Source organism: Parabacteroides sp. CAG:2 (genome assembly GCF_000436315.1).
In the GTDB taxonomy this organism is placed as follows: domain Bacteria; phylum Bacteroidota; class Bacteroidia; order Bacteroidales; family Tannerellaceae; genus Parabacteroides; species Parabacteroides distasonis.
Genome location: NZ_FR885327.1, coordinates 1 through 18,849 on the forward strand (window position 1 = coordinate 1; position 18,849 = coordinate 18,849).

An 18,849-nucleotide genomic window follows, 5' to 3' on the forward strand; every position below is an offset into this window, starting at 1 on the left:
CCTTTATGCGTTCACTATATCTCGTCTTCACTCAAACTACACAAGGTGTTTCCGAAAAAAGACGTACGTGTTTTTTTAAAGCCTAAATGAATGCCCCATATAATAAAAATCGTATCTTTATCGCCAAAGATGGAAAAGAACCATCTATATCCTATTAATCACTAAAACCTATAAACACTATGGGAAAATTTATCAACCCCTTCACCGATTTCGGCTTCAAGCACATATTCGGCAGGGAAATGAACAAGGACATTTTAATCGAGTTCCTGAACGACCTCCTCAAAGGGGAGCATACTATCATGGACCTGAGGATCATGAACAATGAACAATGAGCGATTGCCCGAGACAGAGCAAGGAAGGAAGGTCATCTTCGATATCCATTGCGAGACCGACAAGGGCGAACGGATCATAATCGAGATGCAGAACAGGGAACAGCCCCACTTCAAAGACAGGGCCTTGTATTACCTCTCGCACTCGGTGGTGGAACAGGGGATAAAGGGAACATGGGACTATGAGCTGGCGGCCGTGTACGGTGTTTTTTTCTTGAACTTCACGCTAGACGAGGAGAACAGGCCAAACAATAACAGGAACGAAGGAAAGTTCCGAAGGGACATCGTGCTGGCGGATCGGGAGAACGGACAGGTATTCAACCCCAAGTTCCGCCAGATCTATATTGAGCTTCCTCGATTCAACAAAGAGGAGGAAGAATGCGAGACTGATTTTGAACGTTGGATTTATGTACTAAAGCATATGGACACATTAGACAGAATGCCATTCAAGGCACGCAAGGTACATTAGACAGAATGCCTTTCAAGGCACGCAAGGCCATATTCGAGCGGTTGGAACGCATCGGATCCATGGCGAACCTCACCCCCAAACAACGAGCGCAGTACGAGGCGGAGTGGAAGATGTATAATGATTATTATAACACCTTGGACTTCGCCGTTGAGAAAGGCATGAAAAAAGGGATGGAAGAAGGCATGGAAAAAGGATTGCAAAAAGGATTACAAGAAGGATTGCAAGAAGGACTGCAAAAAGGGAAAGAATCTACGGCACGTAATATGAAAGCCGAGGGAATAACCCCTCTTATCATCCAAAAATGCACCGGCCTTTCCCTTGAGGAAATAGAGCGACTATAAAACAAAATCCCTTCAGCCTCCATCCGTTTTTAACGTATAGTTATCAAAGGGAGAGACTGAAGGGATTTTTTATATTTATAAACGATCTAAAAGCTACTCCTCACGCTGCTTCTTCCATTCCTCCGCACACTCTTCCAAGGCCTTATACCAAGCCTGGCCGAACTTACGGATCAAGGGCTCCTTGAGGAACTTATAAACCGGCAATTGCTCTTTCTTTCCTAAGATCTCCGCTGCCTTACAAACGCTCCAGCGATGATAGTTCACGGCCTTGAAATCCCGATACTGAGTGACACGTATCGGGTAAAGATGGCAAGAAACAGGCTTATAGAAATCCGTCTTACCTTCCCGGTATGCTTTCTCAATAGCGCATTTACAAGTACCATCGGCGTCGTAACAGGTAAAGACACAATCTTTGCCGTTCACGATAGAGGTAACCGTATCGCCTTCCTCATCGATATAAGCTACGCCTTGCTTATTAATGACCTCTTGAGCTTTCGGGGATAAATCATCCCAGATAATGGGCAATACTTTCTGGAGCTTCGCCAACTCCGAATCCTCTAATGGAGCGCCGGAATCTCCTTCCACGCAGCACTCCCCCTTACATTTGGAAAGATCACATAAAAAATAACGCTCGATAACGTCAAGACTTACTAAAGTGTCATCTATCTGGATCATAAGATGCGCCTAGCTCTTATTTAATCAATGACTTGCCAGTCATCTCCTTCGGCTGTTTCAAGCCCAAGATGTGAAGGATTGAAGGAGCCACATCGGCCAAAATACCATCCTCTACTTTAGCGTCCTTGTTGACTGTCACATAAACGAATGGAACAGGGTTCAAGGAGTGAGCCGTATTCGGAGTGCCATCCTCGTTCAAGGCGTGATCCGCATTACCATGGTCAGCGATGATGATTACCTCATAGTCGTTGGCTTTAGCGGCCTCAACCGTATCGTGCAAGCAAGCGTCGATCGTTACGACCGCTTTCTCGATCGCTTTGTAGACACCCGTATGGCCTACCATATCACCGTTGGCGTAGTTCACTACGATAAAATCGAATTTCTTCGTATTGATAGCGTCCACCAATTTATCTTTCACCTCGAAAGCGCTCATTTCCGGTTTTAAGTCGTAAGTAGCCACTTTAGGAGAAGGGACCAAGATACGCTCCTCGCTATCGAACGGAGTCTCACGGCCACCGTTGAAGAAGAAAGTCACGTGAGCGTATTTCTCTGTCTCGGCGATATGCAACTGAGTCTTACCTACGTTTGCCAAGAACTCACCCAGCGTATTATTTACGTTCTCTTTGTCGAACAAGATATGAACACCCTTGAAGCTAGCGTCATACGGAGTCATACAGAAATATTGCAAGCCAGGGATCGTATGCATACCGGCCTCCGGCATATCTTGCTGAGTCAATACAACTGTAAGCTCTTTCGCACGGTCGTTACGGTAGTTGAAGAAGATCACGACATCGCCTTCCTCGATAACAGCAACCGGCTTTCCGTTCTCAACGTGAACGATCGGCTTGATGAACTCGTCCGTTACACCCTCGGCGTACGACTCTTCCATCGCTTTTACCATGCACTCGGCTTGCTTACCCTTACCTTCGACCAATAAGTCGTAAGCCTCTTTCACACGTTCCCAACGTTTGTCGCGGTCCATAGCGTAATAACGTCCGATGATAGAAGCGATCTTACCGCCGGTAGTCTTCAGATGATTCTCCAACGTCTCGATAAAACCTTTACCACTCTTCGGGTCCGTATCACGGCCATCCATGAAGCAATGTACATAAGCCTTGCTGATTCCGTATTCCTTGGCGATATCCGTCAACTTCAAAAGATGCTCCAAAGAGCTATGTACACCACCATCGGAAACCAAGCCCATGAAGTGGATCTGCTTATTATTCTCTTTCGCGTAGCTATAAGCACGTTTGATCTCCGGGTTCTCCATGATCGTATTCTCGCGGCAAGCGATGTTGATCTTCACCAAATCTTGGTAAACGATACGGCCAGCACCGATGTTCAAGTGGCCCACCTCAGAGTTACCCATTTGTCCGTCAGGCAAACCAACGTTCTCGCCAGAAGCCTGTAACTGTGAGGCTGGATAAGTTTTCAATAACTCGTCCCAATATGGAGTCGGCGTGTTAAAGATCACGTCGTCTTTACCTTTGTCACCAATTCCCCAACCATCACAGATAATTAAAAGTGCTTTTTTGCTCATGATTGCTAATTTATTATATTGATTATGTTTTTAACCTTTACGATCGCGAAGATAATCAATTCCATCGTATTATTGTTTTTCTCAATGTATTACTTTTGTGGCAGGAATGGAAAAGAATATACAAGACAAGGATTTGGGAGTCATAACGCTCCGTACCACTCCCCGGGCCACTCGATACACGCTCAAGATATCAAAAGGAAAGATAACCGCCACGATGCCACCCGGGGGAGACGAGAAACGTATGATCGCTTTTATCATGGAGAACAAGGCCCGGCTGGTAAAAGCGCTCCAGAAGCATCCGGCCCGGCCCCTGCTCGACGAAAGATCGGAGTTACAGGCTACGACATTCCGCTTGCATATCTTCCGCACCGAGCGAAGTAATTTCTACATGAGATTGGAGGATGGAGTACTGCATATCGCTTGTCCGAATGAGACTCGTTTCGAGGAGGAAGAGGTGCAATCCTTATTGAAATCCATGCTGGAGAAGGCGCTCCGCCACGAGGCGAAACGGTTGTTGCCGGAACGTATCACGCTATTGGCTAGACAACATGGATTTATGTTGACCGGGGTGAAAATCAATAATAGCAAAACGCATTGGGGAAGTTGTACAATGAAGAAGAGCATTAACCTCTCGCAATCATTAATGCTTCTTCCTTGGCATTTGGTGGATTATGTATTATTGCATGAGCTTTGCCATACGATAGAGATGAACCATAGCGAAAGATTCTGGAAACTGATGGATAAGGTGACGGACAATCAAGCGATTCGTTTACGAAGCGAATTGAAAAACTATCACATGTTGTAGAGACAGAGCACGCTCCGTCTCTACAACTAGGTAATTTGTTAGAAATTGGCTCCTACTTGCAGAATGAAAGTCCGGGGTGCGCCGACATCCATCGGGCGGGCGCTATAGCGCTTGTTTAAGAGGTTGTTCACCAGTCCTTGTACATGGATATTCTTCGTCACTTTCATCCCGACACGCATATCCATGACGAAATATCCTTTATTGTTCTCTGCCCAATAATCATGTAAGTTTCCGAATAGCATCGAGCGCATATAATCCATCAGGTTAGGCTCCGCTTTCGTACGCTCATCGACCATAAAATAATCGACCGCCAATGTCTTGCTTTTCCATGACATATTCGTTCCGATATTAAACTGTTTCCATTCCAGATCAAATACCCCCTTTACGGAATGTTTCTGGCGATATTTTAAATACTTGCTGTCATTCGATTTCGAACGCATCGCCATTAAGTCATCATTCGCTTCCTCCTCCGCGTTCCGTGAATCCACGTCCATATCGATCGGATTCGTATAAACATACCCCAAAGTATATGCCAGACGAGTATCACGGTTAAACTCATACACACCCGAGGTAGACAAGTCTACCCCATAAATCTCCGCCCGGCCTACGTTCGTGAACTGAGCGCCGATTCCTAAGCCGTCGCCGCTAGAGAACGCATTGAACAACTTGGAAAGCCCATCGATATAATCGAAGGTCTTATTATTAAACAGGCCGAAACGGAACTCGATCATATCCTTGTAACGGGTATAAAAGCCGGCCACATCGATAAAGCCCTTCAAATTGCCGAACTTATAGCCTTGCTTGAAACCAAGTTCGGCATTATAACCTTGCTCCGCTTTCAATTCAGCGTTCGGGAAAGCTCCCACACCTCCGATATCCTTCAGGATAAACTTCTCCGTAACGGATGGATAACGGTATCCCTGTCCGAAAGATGCCCGGATAAAACTATACTCACCCAATTCATAATTCAAGCCTCCACGGAAAACAGGTTTTACCGGAACCTTCGCCCCGAAAATCTTCGTCTCCGCTTCCCGGTAGAAATCATCGACCCGGTAATACTCCAGACGAACACCGACCGAGACGTTCAAACGATCGATAAACTTATGATCATATTGCAGGAAGGTAGCCACATTATCGCTACTATGCTGCCCGGTCACTTTCGAATCCGCATGAATACGCTCATAAGTACCTCCAACCGTGAGTTGTGAATGTTCGAACTTCTTGCTGAATTGGTAATCCAGATTATAGGAATAGGTATGATCCGTAGCCTCCGGCGCTTTTTTCTCCATCGGTTTCATGGCATCTACCAACCAAGCCCCTACGTTATTCTTATCGGGTAGCGGAGTACGTCCCATCACCCAAGAAATCAAGTCCATATAATCCGCCGAGGTAGCTGTCGGGAAAAAATGATTTCCCAGCTTGCCCAATTCACCCATCAATCCGCTCACCTTCCCGTTCATCACCTCCGGCAAATACGGTAAGAAGGTCGGCAATAACTCGGTTTGCCAGTTTTGCGCCATATTGATAATCTCCGGGACGGATGAGATATCAAAACCCATATTATTCGTTATGTCAAAAAGAGACTTATCCGTAGTATGCGTGATGATACGGCTTCCCCGATGGAAGAAACGCCCCTTGAAACGATGAGTCGTCCCTTTTTCCGAATTCGTATAATTCAAGAAGGGATCTATATAAAATGTATTCTCACGGCGTCCCATATTCGCCAGCGGAGATTGAATATAGGGCTCCTCCGGAGAACGCCAGATAAAGAAACCGGTATAATCGTTATACAAATAATTCACGTTCACGCCATAGTTCAACCCTTGTACCCGGGGATCGTGATACGTAAGATTCCCACCGACCCGGACACGGCGATTGTAATTATCCTGCCGATACCCGTCGTCCAAGAATGTATTAGCCCCCACTGTCAAATCAAAATTCTTGATCCTACGGGAATGAGAGAGATCCAAGCCTCCATATAAAGGCGTCCCGTCTTGGCGCGGCTTCCCATACAATCCTCCTTGTACGTTCACCTGTGTTACCGGATCCAATCCGGGGCGTTTCGTTTTCACGTGAATCAAACCATTCAAGGCAGAAGAGCCATATAATACGGAAGAGGCCCCTTTCAGTACCTCTACTTGATCGACGTTCTCCATCGGGATCATATTCCAGTTTATCTCGCCGGAACCCGGAGTTAGCACCGACATTCCGTCCACCAGAATCAAGCAACGGCTACCCACGCCATAGGTCCATCCCGTACCACCGCGTACGGAAGGTTGCCGGTCCGTTACGTCCACACCGGAGATATTCTTCAATACATCCGTTAAATCTTTCGGAGACTGACGAGTGATATCTTTCGCTTTCAACAATTCCATAGAGACGGTAATATCGCTTAGCTTTTGCTCATAACGCCCGACGCTCACGACTACCTCGTCCATCATGTTTGAGTTTGTTCGCAAGGATACGTCATGCGTCAAGAACTCTCCCGGATCTACTTTCACGGGAACGCTCAACGTTTCATATCCCAGATAGCTAAAAGTCAATACAGCGTCGCCATCCGTCACTTTCAGCTCATAATAACCGTTTATATCAGACACAGTTCCTCTCGTACCCCCTTTGTCCTTATAAAAAACGTTTACCCCGGCTAAAGCTTCCTTGCTCTCCGCATCCTTAATATACCCTTTCACGTCTTGGCCGAAAGAGGCATGGGTTATCAAGAGAAGAAATAATATCAATTTGTAAGTATTCTTCATATCCAAATTATATTTCGCACAAATATAAAGGTTTATTCCATACCGCTAGACAGGTATTTAAAAACAGACCAAGAAGTCCTGTAAATAGACTATACTCTTTTTATTGCGCTAAGGAGAACCGTAAACTAATACCATAGTTCGAGTTCGATGTCGGGTAAGAAGATGTGGACACGATCGGCTCATTGATCTGTAAATCATAGAACGCTCTCAATGTCAAGGCACGACTTAACCCGTAATCCGCAGAGAACTGGATGGTCTTGGCGATATTCCCGCTGGTAGCCTGCGTAAACTGATCCTCAATCTTACGGATCAACGATTGCATTTTACGGTAAGAGAAATCTAAGCGGATCGTAAGATCATTACTGAAGTCGCGTGTCTTTTTCATTTTCAACACCTTGTTAAACTCAGTCAACTTATATCCTACTCCTATCACGAATTCGTTGGAAAGCGCTTCCACCAATTGGTAAGAGGAAATATTCAAGCTTAAGTTACGAGTCTTGCGCAACTCAAATTTACCTGTTATATTATTCAATAAAGTAGCGTCCACACCAAACAACGGGCTGAATCCTTCCGTGATACTCACGGCCGCTATATCATAAGGAGACGACGGCGTAGGATTACCTGTCTGGATATCGCGGATATATCCCAAACCATCCTGCCCGGCATCTACCCAATCCAAGAAGGAGGAAAACGCACCTACGCTATAGGAACAACGATATTGATGACTTAACATCATACTCTTAAAGTATTTGCGGATAACCGGTATACGGATCAAGCCATCATACGTAACACGCCAGTTCGGTAGCAGGCTCTTAACAGACGGGAAGGCTGACAAGCCTACCTTATTCGGGTCCTTACCCGTATAAGCCGCCAAGAAAGCAGGTACCAATACCTCCATGGAATTCAGGCTTACGCCTCCCCCTACGGCTGGATCATAAGGTTTTCCCGCTAAAGCATGCCCCGCCATAAAACCGGAGCTCGGATAAACCGTACCAGAATAGGTATCCATCAAACGCTGGGCGATCACGCTACGATGAGCGATAAATTTATCGAACGCTTTCGAGGAATAACCGTTATTAGCGTTTCCGCTGCCGCCGAAAGCGCTCCCCAAGGCAATCGTAGTCATCGTGAAGCTACCTCCCATCTGCTCGGGCATACCGTCTTGCATATAATAGATATCGGTACTACGGGTATCTACCCGGTTTGCGTTCAAATCAATCTTCAAGCCGGCTATAGGTTCTAGATTCGCACGAATCGTAAGATTCTTCGCGCTATTGATCATGGCGGGAGTCGTCATATTCTCATTCTTTACCAGCCAGCCCCGCTCGTCCGCCTCGTCGATAAAGCTCCTTCTTACCGCTCCAAAAGCAAAACCGAGTCCCGGAGCCAAAGTTCCTGTACGCCGTTGTCCGAACATATCACCAACCTCCGGAGCGTAACCACTCAACATCATACCGTCTATCAACGAATATTGTATGTTTACCCGACGTACCATCATCAAGAAACGGCTACTATACTCAGCGACTTTCGTCAAGGTTCCTTCCAAAGGCTGAGGACCGGGCACGATTGTCAGCTTCAAATGGGCCGTATCCTTATTCAAGATCATGACTTGGGCGTAATTGATCGGCTTGTATTTAATTGAATAGACCTTCCCGTCCGCTCCACGTGCCGTGATACGAACCTTCTTCGTAAACATTCCATGCTGCACGATCGTTCCACTATCCGGGCTCAATTGGATCTCTTTCTCTAGTTTCACCTCTTTCTTCTTTTTCTCCGGTTGACGAGCGCTTACCCGGGAAGAGGCCATAAATTTCTGGTTGATCTTCTTCAGATATTTATTCTTATTGTACAATGACTGCAAATTGAAACTACCCTGCCAGTCAAATTGACGTTGGTTCTTTATTATATTACCCTGTTCCAACTCAATACTAGCGACATTGGCTCCACGATCCCAGTTGTACGTGGCATTATAAGTCAATGAACTATTTACCCAGTCTAATGCCGGTATGAATTGCAATGGCATATTCCAAGTGACATTAAACGTTTGGTCATATTTCAAAGGAGTACCCAAATCACGGATACTTTGCTTCACGGAATCCTTCCATACCTGATAATCATCCGGATTCAATTTCTTATTCACTTGAACATTCGGTTCCTCGATGCGGGCATTCGTACCGGAAGTAAACGTCATGCTCAGATTATTCGTAAAGTCCCAACGTAAACTGAAGGCACGGTCCCACAAGAAATTGTGACTGAATGAGAGCAACTGGTTACCTCCATCCGTAGAACTTGTCAAATCCCTTAGCTTAATCTCATAGTAATTCCGCATCATCGCTGTCTGGAAACTAATATTCGACGGAACGTAATTCAGTCCGAATTGCTTGATATATTTCGTATATCCATTATTCTTCTTCAGCTTCTCGAAGGGTCGGAACGGTTTCACGTAAGGCGTATAATTATAAGCGAAATTACCCCGGTAATCCTTGGTTGTCTCATATTCGGTCTCCGGGTTCTTCTTACTGTTCTGGCTATAAGAGTAACCTAACGAGAAGTTCGCCGGATCATACGGCATCGGGTTCTTGCTACGGATATCTACCTTTACGTTATTGAAAGAGACGCTCTTAATAGTGGTCTGATTCAAAGAATAACTCTTGATGGAGTCTTTCTCGGCTTGGGTCTCTACCGCATCCAAAGCGTCCGAAAGCTTAATATCCTCATTCAACGGATCATACTCAGGAGTTGTAGTCTCTTTCGAATAAGCATAGTAAAAAGGTATGCTAACCTTTGCTTTCTCAGGGAACAACTTACCCAACTCAATCGAGGTCGCCACACTATATTGCGAATAATCATCCATCCGACGTTCGGCCAGCGACTGATCCAACGCACCGAAACCAGCGGTTTCCATTCGTCCACTTACATTGACCGTACCCAAATCGGATAAAGCGACGTTCAGATTCGCATTAGCGGCCCAACCGCCTTTCTCGTCGAAATCGGTCATACGAAGTTCGTTTACCCAAACCTCACCGCTCTTGATATCACCCGTATTATTACGTACGCCGATCATGATCACTTTCACCTCCGCTAAGCTAGGGTTACCGATGATACTGATTTTATTACGCGTATTATCCGGATCATTTTTCGAATAAACCTTTTGGTAGCTTATATTTCCCTGTCCTTGACGTTTCAATTTATTTCGCTCCAACTTCAAGTCGGTTAGAGTCTCCAGTTTAAAATTCAAGGTATTATTTAAAGGCCATACTTTTTCTTGATCCGCACTATTGTTCGTATTATAAAGAATAGTACTATGGGGAGTCAGATCCAAAGGCACCTCATACTCATAATAATTATTTTTATAGTCAGAACCTAAACGAATAAATACAGAGAAATCACCATTCGACAAAGTCTTGCTCTCATCAATCGGCGCTTCCGCATGAGCGAACATTTGTAATCGTTTATACCGGCGAAGGTCATAAGCGGTAGATTTATAAACCGCACGTGCATCCGCAGGAGATAAATCCGTTATCTTCATAGACAATGCCTGCTCGTTCTGTTGAAGCAACTGAGGCTGACTGGAATCGAACATACGGCTGATACCCGGAGGCAACACATAGTTGACCGGCTGACGCTGCCCGTTCTCCTCTATATTTACAGAAGATACGACGATCTGTCCATCAGACTTTGGCGGAATAAGAGGATTTGACAAATCCTGCGTATAAGTACGCCAATCACCACGAACCAATTCCAAGGTACCGAAACGCAGAACCGTAGACTTACGGAATCCTGTCATATACATACGCATGAAACGGACTGTCTTGAAATCCCGGATCGCTCCAACCCTCTTCTCATAATCTTTAATAGGAATCTTAAATAGATACCATTTTACTTTCTCCTTATCACCATTCATTAAGGTTACTTCCGGAGTACGCTCATCAACGATGTTGTTTACACCGACCTGCAAATCTTTTGGACGGAGAGAGATCTTGTACTCAAAATATTTCTCTGTCTCATTCAACGTATTATCGCCATTGATATCTTCCACATCTGGTGTACTCTTTCCGGCTGTAGCATATCTTTGATCGGATTCTTGTGAGTTTCCCTCTGTACCGTTATATCGTTTATAGCGAGATAGGATATCCAACTCCTTAGCATCGTAATCATCCCCACGGAAATAGTGATAATTATCCCCGGCAGGATCGTTAAAAGGAGAAAACGGATCATCCATCATCTTAGAGATTGTCTCGCCGGATAGTTTCGCCCTCAATTTATTCAAATAATCCGCATACGTAGGGAAAATTTGCTCTTCCTCCGTAGAAAGACCGTTCAAACCGACATCTTGCAGCTCACGATTTTGGGCATCAAACGCATATCCCGTACTTTGCGTGCGAGGCACCTTACCCCAAACAGTCGTATCAACTTTCGACATATCACCGTCCACGGGCATACCATTCTCAAAGAATTTCCGCTCATCTTTCAAGATATCCTCGGAAATCTCACCCAAGTTAAAGTATAGGTCACCACCCTCGGCTGTCTCGTCCTCAAGATACGGGTCTAAAAGCCAGAATTCGATATATTCATAATTGGCAGATTCCAAATCGCTAGGCTCGATCTTGCGCATTACACCACCCCAACGTTTTTCCGGATTACCCAACGTACCGTCCGAGTTTACATTTTCCGCATCCAGGTTATACGGACCACGCTCATTCGGGTAAAAAGCGAGGTTTAATACAGGCAAAGTCGTATTATCATTGGTTCCCAACTCTTTATTCGGGAAGATCTCTTTATAACTGACTCCACGGGTGTAATGATTCGATAAATCATCATTCGTAAGATGTCGAGGGCGGGAAGAGGAACTCTTCCGTGTGAAGATTCCGTCTACCGTATACCAAGCCAACAAAGCTCTGTTTTTACCATAAGCGATATCGTTCACCTTCTCCGCTTCCGGAAATTTAGGATTCGAATCTTCATAGGGGGTACTCGCCAAGTTCCAAGCATACGGGTTCAAAAGATCCATACCACTTTGTGTAGACTCGAAGTCATCCAAATAAGAGTAACCACCCGTATATTGATTCTCATAATGTCCCGCTATTAAATGAGCGAATTCCGCATTGAATGAGATTTGGCTAGGTTTGGTCAATGTCAACAAGGGTAACTTATCAAATACATTTGTCAACCACTGGCTCTCGGCTTTATAAGAGGTATTCAAGCCCCATAAAGTATTCTTTATAGACTCATCTCCCAAAGTGGTTTTTACCGTAAGAGGCATTTCCGACATATGCATAACCGTGGCACCGACCATGAAGTCCTTATTGAACTGGTAATTCAAGTCTAACCCGATCATCGTCTTTCGCTGCATATTAAAAGTAGACTGGTTCTCCAGAGATACGCTAACGGGTGTCCCACTCGATATGATGCTCTCATTCAAGATCGTCACACGTCCTAAACTGTAATCTACCGTATAATCCACATTCTCGGTCAGTGTAGCTCCTCCTGCCGTGACACGTACGGATCCACGGGCCACATTAGTAGCTCCCAAGTCGATCTCCGAACCCGACGAGGCTTTATACTCACCACTTAAAAGGAATTTATTTTTCTCGGCGATCTGGCGGGCAACAGTTAATGTCGAGTCATACAACTCTTGGAATACATATTTACTAGCATAGGCATTACCTACCTTTTCCCGTAATTTCGAACCGAAAGGTTGTACACAAGGGAATATAATCTTACCGGTCTCCGCCTGTATCGTATAACCGTCAATAAAATCGAAGAAACCATCCGGATTCGGATTGTCATAGGTATCCAAGCGATCCAGCCCTAATACCCGAATCAAGATTTGATTCGCACAATTACCTTCCGGAAGATAGTTTACATACGTACCGGTAGAATCGCTCTGGTAGGTAACGTTCAACTTAAACTTCTCTTTCTGCACCGAATAAGCACCCAATGAGTATACGTTCTTCATCATCAAGTCCCAGAACATCATATCCGGCGACATCGTGATACCCTTTAGCAACTTCACATAAATACAGTCACTCGTATTCTCTTTATTATCCGTAGAGAACTCACCGACTTGATAGGTCTTGCCATTATAGATAAAACTAAAAGCGACACCCAATACCTCATCAGCCTGTAACTGAGTCCTCAAAGAAATATAACCCAATTTCTTGTTTAATGTATACTCAGATGACTCTAGCAAACGGGCACTCTCGATTTTTTCAAAATCCCGTCCTCCCTCCATGGAGCCTTTCAACGCATCATTAACCATACTTATCTTTCGGGCATCCGTAAATTGAGTGGTTAAAGTCGTATATAAATTGTTTGCGGAATTATTCGGACGTCTGTCCGTTCCGGAAGGCATCACCAACGCAGTATTACCGATATTACGAGATTCATTTTCTCCCAAATCGGTGAAAGCTACGATATTGCGGGACTGGTCATAATTACCTCGTTTATTGGTCACCCACACTTCTATCTTAGAGATCTCGATACCGGAGGTGACGGTAGGCAAAGACTCCATAAACTTATCGTAGTTATCATAGAAATAATGGCCCAAGAAGAAGTGACGGTTCTCGTCGTATTCATCCACCTTGATCTCAAAGGGCTTCGTCTGCACGCCCCCTTTTGAGCTAACCGTCTTGGATTCAGATTCCTGCTGGGCAAACAAGGCGTTCACTCGCAACTTACCAAATTGTAAATCCGCTTTCATACCAAATAAAGCCGCACCTCCATTAATCAAGGAATTGCTGGTATTCATGCTCACGTTACCGGCTTCTAACGACTTGATAATCTCATCCTCCTCGCCTGTATACGCCAATTTCAATTTTTTGGAATCGAAATCAAAAGAGGTCTCGGTATTGTAATTCATTCCGAAATTCACCTTGCTACCCACCGAGGCTTGTACATTCAACTGCACACTCTCGTCAAAATTGAAGAAAGTACGTTTACGGGAACGCTCCGGAAGAGAAGGATCATTATTCTTATTCGTCTTCAATCCCATCGTGATCTCGGCCGAACCTTGTGTTCTTACACGTACTCCACCGGGGCCGAAAATACGTTCCGCCGCACCGATATTAAACTGCATATCGGTTAAGTTGAACTGTTTATTCGTAGCTTTTTGGAATTCTTCCTCGTTCTTTTGGCGGAAATAGGAACGAAGTGATTGTTGCATAGAATAATCTTGGTATTCCGCTGGGGTTAAACTCATCGGCGTACCAATCTCCATATCGCCTAATTTCGTACGGACAATATACGTATTCGTCTTTAAATCATACTCAATCGTAGTCTTGACATTCTCCGGATCACGCAAATCGGCAGGTGATTGTTTCACGATATCTTGATATTCCTCCGGTGTAGTTTTAGCTACCGGATAACGGGGAGGAATCGTATCCTCCGGAGCTTCCAGCAACTCCAATTCCGGCAAAGATGATGTATACGCAAGGTAATCAGCATTCAGCGAATACAAGCCGACACCAAACAATAATACAACGATCCATATGGAATATTTCAGTATTCGTTTTCTCATTTTCTCATTTAATTGTCAATTGTTAATCGTTAATCCTCAATTGTCAATTATCAAAGCATTCTAAGCGCAGTTTTAATTACTTGTTCCACAGCTAAAGTGGGCGAGCCTTTCAAAATAGCGGATACCGCTTTTTGCGAAGCCGCTTTCTGGAAACCCAACATAACCAATGCGGCTACGGCCTCCTCGGTTACCGCTCCATTAGAGATTGATGCCTCCGGCAAGTTTCCGGCCATACTCTCCATAGGTTTCACCTTATTTTTCAAATCTACCAAGATACGCTGGGCCGTCTTCAAACCAATCCCTTTCACGGCAGTCAATGCGGCCTCATTCTTCGAACCGATCACTTGAACCAATTCGGATGGCGGCAGAGAAGAAAGGATCATGCGTGCGGTATTCGGTCCCACTCCAGAAACGGAAGTAAGCAAAAGGAACAACTCCCTTTCGATTTTCTCGGCAAAGCCAAATAGTAAATGAGCATCTTCCCGGATTACCTCATATATATATATTTTTCCGGTAGTCTTGTTCCCAAACGCACTATATGTATTCAAGGATATATTCAGCTCGTAGCCTATACCACCACACTCCAAAATCATACGTGTAGGTGTAAGTTCCACGATTTCACCCTTTATATATTCTATCATCTATATATCTTTTTAATATTCCGTACCTAATTATAACGCAAAATTAATCAAAAACGTATATCGGGTTACCATTCTTTTCCCGGATAAGGAACCTTAAAGGTTTCAAAACAACCCCGATCCTGCAATGTCACATAACATTGACGATGATCAGGTCCTCCAAATGTTAAGTTAGACGGCTGTTTTCCTGTCAATTGAATCTCTTCAACTAAATCTCCTTGCGGATTTAACAAAGCTATAGTACCCTTATCATAACGGCAAATATAAAGATTTCCTTTCTCGTCACACTTCATACCATCCATACCGTACCCCTCAAAAGTATGAAATAGACGTTTATTCCTTAAAGTACCATCCGGGCATATATCATATACCCAGACTTTTAATTGAGCAGATTCATTAATGTACAAGCGTTTACCATCCTCACTCACAGCGATGCCATTAGTCGTTCCCATATTCGTCTCCAATAAGGAGACTTTCGCATCCGGGGTAATCAACCAAAGTTGGCCTTTTTGATTCGGCCAATCCGGGTCACTCGCATAGATATTTCCATTGGAGGCAAATACAATATCGTTTGGTTGATTCATCTTTGGCTCATGAGCGAATACGCTGATCTTCTTAGATTTCATATCCACTTTTAAGATATTATGCCCTGTATAATCCGCCACGTACATATTTCCGTCTTTCCCGAAGCGGATACTATTCCCGGTAGATCCTTCCGGCAAAACGAGAAAACAGCCATGGCTACCATCTGGGCGTACAATACCGATCGTCCCTTCTTTCTTATAATTTACGGCATATAAATTTCCTTCGCTATCTACAGCCGGACCTTCTATTCCGGAAGTAAATGTGTGCTCTGGCATCCAACCTGTTGCTTTCAATACATTCTGGGCATTTAAAGAAATCCCACAATACAGAATACCACACAGCAGACTAGCAATGACCTGTATACTTTTCATTTTCAATAATTTTACTGTTTCCAAAAACCGGGGACTAATATCGTTAATACCGTAAATATCTCCAGACGCCCTGTTAACATCAAAAAAGACAGAAACCATTTCGACACCGTGGGAACATCCGCAAAATTACTTACCGGACCAAGCGTTCCCAAGCCGGGCCCTACGTTACTTATAGCAGAAACAGCGGCACCAATCGCCTCCGAAAATCCCATCCCATCCAAAGATAAAGCCAAACAGCTCACCACGATTAACGTAATATAAGCGAACACAAAAGCTAACACACGATGTACGATATCACCAGATACGACATGCCCGTTCATTCGTACTGGAATCACCGCATGGGGATGTGTCTGTTTCTTAAATTCATTGGAGAGATTCTTCGTTAAAATAACGAAGCGTCCCATCTTCAAGCCACCGCAAGTAGATCCGGCGCATCCACAAATAAACATCAAGATCAATGCGATAAACCAGAAAAACGGTCCCCAAGGAATATAGTCATCCGTAGCGAATCCACACGTAGAAACCAAGGTCACCACTTGGAAAGCCGCCTTACGGAACGCATTCTCTACATCCGAGGCGAATCCAAGGTACAAGATCCACACCATGACAACGATAATAGCGCCTAAAACAAAAAAGAAAAACCAGCGAAACTCCTCATCTTTAATCAATTTCTTCACATTTCCATTAAAACAGAAATAAACCAATGTCATATTGGTAGCTCCGATAAACATGAAAATAGTTATTACATACTCTATATAAGAGGAATTCCAATAAGCGATACTTGCGTTTTTGGTTGAATATCCACCAGTAGATATAGCCGTGAACGCATGATTTACCGCATCATACAAATTCATCGGACCAGCCCATAAAAGGCCGACTAAAAAAAGTGTCAGAAAAACATACACCCCCCACAGGCGTTTAGCGACTTGCGTAATACGAGGACGAAAACGTTCATGGGTTATACCGGGCGTTTCGGCATCAAACATCTGCGAGGCACCACCCCCGAAAATAGGCATCAAAGCCACGGTGAATACGACCATACCGATACCTCCCTGCCACTGTGTAAGACTCCGCCAGAATAAGATACCTTTAGGCAACGCTTCTATATTCGTTAAAATAGTAGAGCCTGTAGTCGTAAATCCGGACATGGTCTCGAAAAAGGCATCGGTCACATTATCTATATATCCTCCTATATAGAATGGTAACATTCCAAATAAAGAGAATAAAATCCATGTCAATGTCACGATCAACATTCCTTCCCGCCGGCCGGCCGAGTGTTCATTCGCCTTAAAGCCCATAGAGTAGAACAAAAAACCGGTCCCGAATAAGATTCCGCTTGAAATAAGAAGCGGATATACATCACTCCCCCGATAAAGGAAGGCTACGACAGTAGCAGCCAGCATAAAAAAAGTCTCAAGGATGAACATCACCCCTAGCATCTTCACTATAAAACGTACGTTCAACATAACTATCAACTAGTTAAAGTAGTCCTCCAGCTTACGCATAGCCGTATCCAAGCAGAATACGACAACATGATCGTATGCCTGTATCTGAGTATCACCCTTGATCATCATAGGTTCACCGTCACGAATCAACCCACCGAGAGTCATATCTTTCGGCAGACGGAGATCCTTGACTTGTTTCTTGGTAATCTTTGAATCCGGTCGAGCCACCAACTCCGCTACATCCGCATTCGCAAAGGTCAAACATTTCACGTTAGAGACATCCGCATCCAGAAGAAATTGATAGATATGGCTGGCCGCTATCAGCTTTTTGTTGATAACCGAACCGATGTCCATACTTTCCGCCAATTGGATATAATCAATATTCTCAATCTTAGCGATTGTCTTAAACACACCTAAACGCTTAGCGGCCAGACATGCCAATATATTCGTGCTGGAATTTTCCGTCAAAGCTATAAAAGTCTGCGCATCCTTGATGCCTTCTTGCATCAACAAATCAGTATCACGGCCGTCTCCGTTTATAATCAAGACATTACTAGGAACAACCTCAGCGATTCGATGACTTTTCTCTTTATTAGCCTCAATTACTTTTACCCGGATGTTATTAGGTAAATATTGGCAAGCACGGATAGCGATACGGCTTCCTCCCATAATAATAACCTTCTTTACTTCCGGATCTTTCTTTCCGGCCAGTAAGCGTACATCCTCTATATGAGATCGGGTCGTCGTAAAGAACACGATGTCACCAGACTCTATCCGGTCCGTACCACGGGGGATTATCGTCTCGTTCTTTCGCTTAATAGCGACAATATGATATAGCTTCTGCTCATTTAGCAATTCGGCCAATACCCGGTTCACCAAACGGGAATTATCCCGAACTTTAACACCTATCAGAATTAAAGCTCCCCCAAACAGCTCCCAATATTGGCGTGTCCACGGACGGCGTACAGCTGTCACGATCTCCTTAGCCGCCAACATCTCAGGGTAAATCATCGAGTTGATTCCCAGTTTCTCGAACAGCTCTTTATTTTTGGGTAATAAATATTCGTAGTTATTGATTCGGGCCAACGTACGATGCGCTCCTAGATTATGAGCCAACATACAAGCCGTCACATTGGTAGTCTCCTCGGGAGTAACACTTACGAACAAGTCCGCTTTCTTGATCCCCGCCTCCTCCAAATCTCTAAGCGAGGTCGGATTCCCGACCATAGGGAGAATCTCCATGCTAGATTTTGAGAAATTCAGCCGTTCCTCATTCGGATCCATCAAAATGATGTCCTGATTCTCTTGAGATAACATTTTCGCTAAATGTGTACCTACTTCTCCCGCACCGGCTATGACAATTTTCATATTTTATTAAT

The 18,849-nt window shown here is 44.4% G+C and carries 9 protein-coding genes and 1 pseudogene; 2 read left to right on the top strand and 8 right to left on the bottom strand.

Annotated elements, in window-relative coordinates; translation table 11 throughout:
* Window positions 1-179: 179 nt before the first annotated feature.
* Window positions 180-1,139, top strand: a pseudogene (locus QVP94_RS16050) (Rpn family recombination-promoting nuclease/putative transposase).
* Window positions 1,140-1,232: 93 nt separating this feature from the next.
* Here QVP94_RS16050 and QVP94_RS16055 read toward each other — a convergent pair.
* The gene (locus QVP94_RS16055) at window positions 1,233-1,814 is read right to left on the bottom strand and encodes a DUF3109 family protein (protein WP_008773936.1); all 582 of its coding nucleotides are present in this window, start codon (window positions 1,812-1,814) and stop codon (window positions 1,233-1,235) included.
* A gap of 16 nt (window positions 1,815-1,830) precedes the next feature.
* Entirely contained in the window at window positions 1,831-3,354 is a 1,524-nt protein-coding gene (gpmI, locus tag QVP94_RS16060; protein WP_022192979.1) for a 2,3-bisphosphoglycerate-independent phosphoglycerate mutase, read from the bottom strand.
* A 106-nt stretch (window positions 3,355-3,460) separates the two neighbouring features.
* Here gpmI and QVP94_RS16065 point away from each other — a divergent pair, with 106 nt between their 5' ends.
* Complete coding sequence (locus tag QVP94_RS16065; protein WP_005861055.1) at window positions 3,461-4,159, top strand: M48 family metallopeptidase; 699 nt, start codon at window positions 3,461-3,463, stop codon at window positions 4,157-4,159.
* Between the two features lie 38 nt (window positions 4,160-4,197).
* Here QVP94_RS16065 and QVP94_RS16070 read toward each other — a convergent pair whose 3' ends face one another.
* The 6 genes from QVP94_RS16070 to trkA all read right to left on the bottom strand — a co-directional run bounded on the left by QVP94_RS16070 (window position 4,198) and on the right by trkA (window position 18,838).
* Window positions 4,198-6,912, bottom strand: coding sequence for a TonB-dependent receptor (locus QVP94_RS16070; protein ID WP_005861053.1), 2,715 nt, complete (start codon window positions 6,910-6,912; stop codon window positions 4,198-4,200).
* A 100-nt stretch (window positions 6,913-7,012) separates the two neighbouring features.
* The gene (gene sov / locus QVP94_RS16075; RefSeq protein ID WP_022192980.1) at window positions 7,013-14,431 is read right to left on the bottom strand and encodes a T9SS outer membrane translocon Sov/SprA; all 7,419 of its coding nucleotides are present in this window, start codon (window positions 14,429-14,431) and stop codon (window positions 7,013-7,015) included.
* Window positions 14,432-14,481: 50 nt separating this feature from the next.
* On the bottom strand, window positions 14,482-15,072 hold the full coding sequence (gene ruvA / locus QVP94_RS16080; protein ID WP_008773941.1) for a Holliday junction branch migration protein RuvA: 591 nt from the start codon (window positions 15,070-15,072) through the stop codon (window positions 14,482-14,484).
* Between the two features lie 65 nt (window positions 15,073-15,137).
* Window positions 15,138-16,025, bottom strand: coding sequence for an SMP-30/gluconolactonase/LRE family protein (locus tag QVP94_RS16085; RefSeq protein WP_005861047.1), 888 nt, complete (start codon window positions 16,023-16,025; stop codon window positions 15,138-15,140).
* Window positions 16,026-16,036: 11 nt separating this feature from the next.
* On the bottom strand, window positions 16,037-17,491 hold the full coding sequence (locus tag QVP94_RS16090) for a TrkH family potassium uptake protein (protein WP_008780644.1): 1,455 nt from the start codon (window positions 17,489-17,491) through the stop codon (window positions 16,037-16,039).
* Window positions 17,492-17,500: 9 nt separating this feature from the next.
* Window positions 17,501-18,838, bottom strand: a complete 1,338-nt coding sequence (gene trkA / locus QVP94_RS16095; protein WP_005861043.1) for a Trk system potassium transporter TrkA — start codon at window positions 18,836-18,838, stop codon at window positions 17,501-17,503.
* Window positions 18,839-18,849: the final 11 nt, after the last annotated feature.

Bases quoted from the DNA above. Each gene is read 5' to 3' on its own strand.
- sov (WP_022192980.1), bottom strand. From the start codon at position 14,431: ATGAGAAAACGAATACTGAAATATTCCATATGGATCGTTGTATTATTG.
- QVP94_RS16085 (WP_005861047.1), bottom strand. From the start codon at position 16,025: ATGAAAAGTATACAGGTCATTGCTAGTCTGCTGTGTGGTATTCTGTAT.
- QVP94_RS16065 (WP_005861055.1), top strand. From the start codon at position 3,461: ATGGAAAAGAATATACAAGACAAGGATTTGGGAGTCATAACGCTCCGT.
- QVP94_RS16055 (WP_008773936.1), bottom strand. From the start codon at position 1,814: ATGATCCAGATAGATGACACTTTAGTAAGTCTTGACGTTATCGAGCGT.
- ruvA (WP_008773941.1), bottom strand. From the start codon at position 15,072: ATGATAGAATATATAAAGGGTGAAATCGTGGAACTTACACCTACACGT.
- QVP94_RS16090 (WP_008780644.1), bottom strand. From the start codon at position 17,491: ATGTTGAACGTACGTTTTATAGTGAAGATGCTAGGGGTGATGTTCATC.
- QVP94_RS16070 (WP_005861053.1), bottom strand. From the start codon at position 6,912: ATGAAGAATACTTACAAATTGATATTATTTCTTCTCTTGATAACCCAT.
- gpmI (WP_022192979.1), bottom strand. From the start codon at position 3,354: ATGAGCAAAAAAGCACTTTTAATTATCTGTGATGGTTGGGGAATTGGT.
- trkA (WP_005861043.1), bottom strand. From the start codon at position 18,838: ATGAAAATTGTCATAGCCGGTGCGGGAGAAGTAGGTACACATTTAGCG.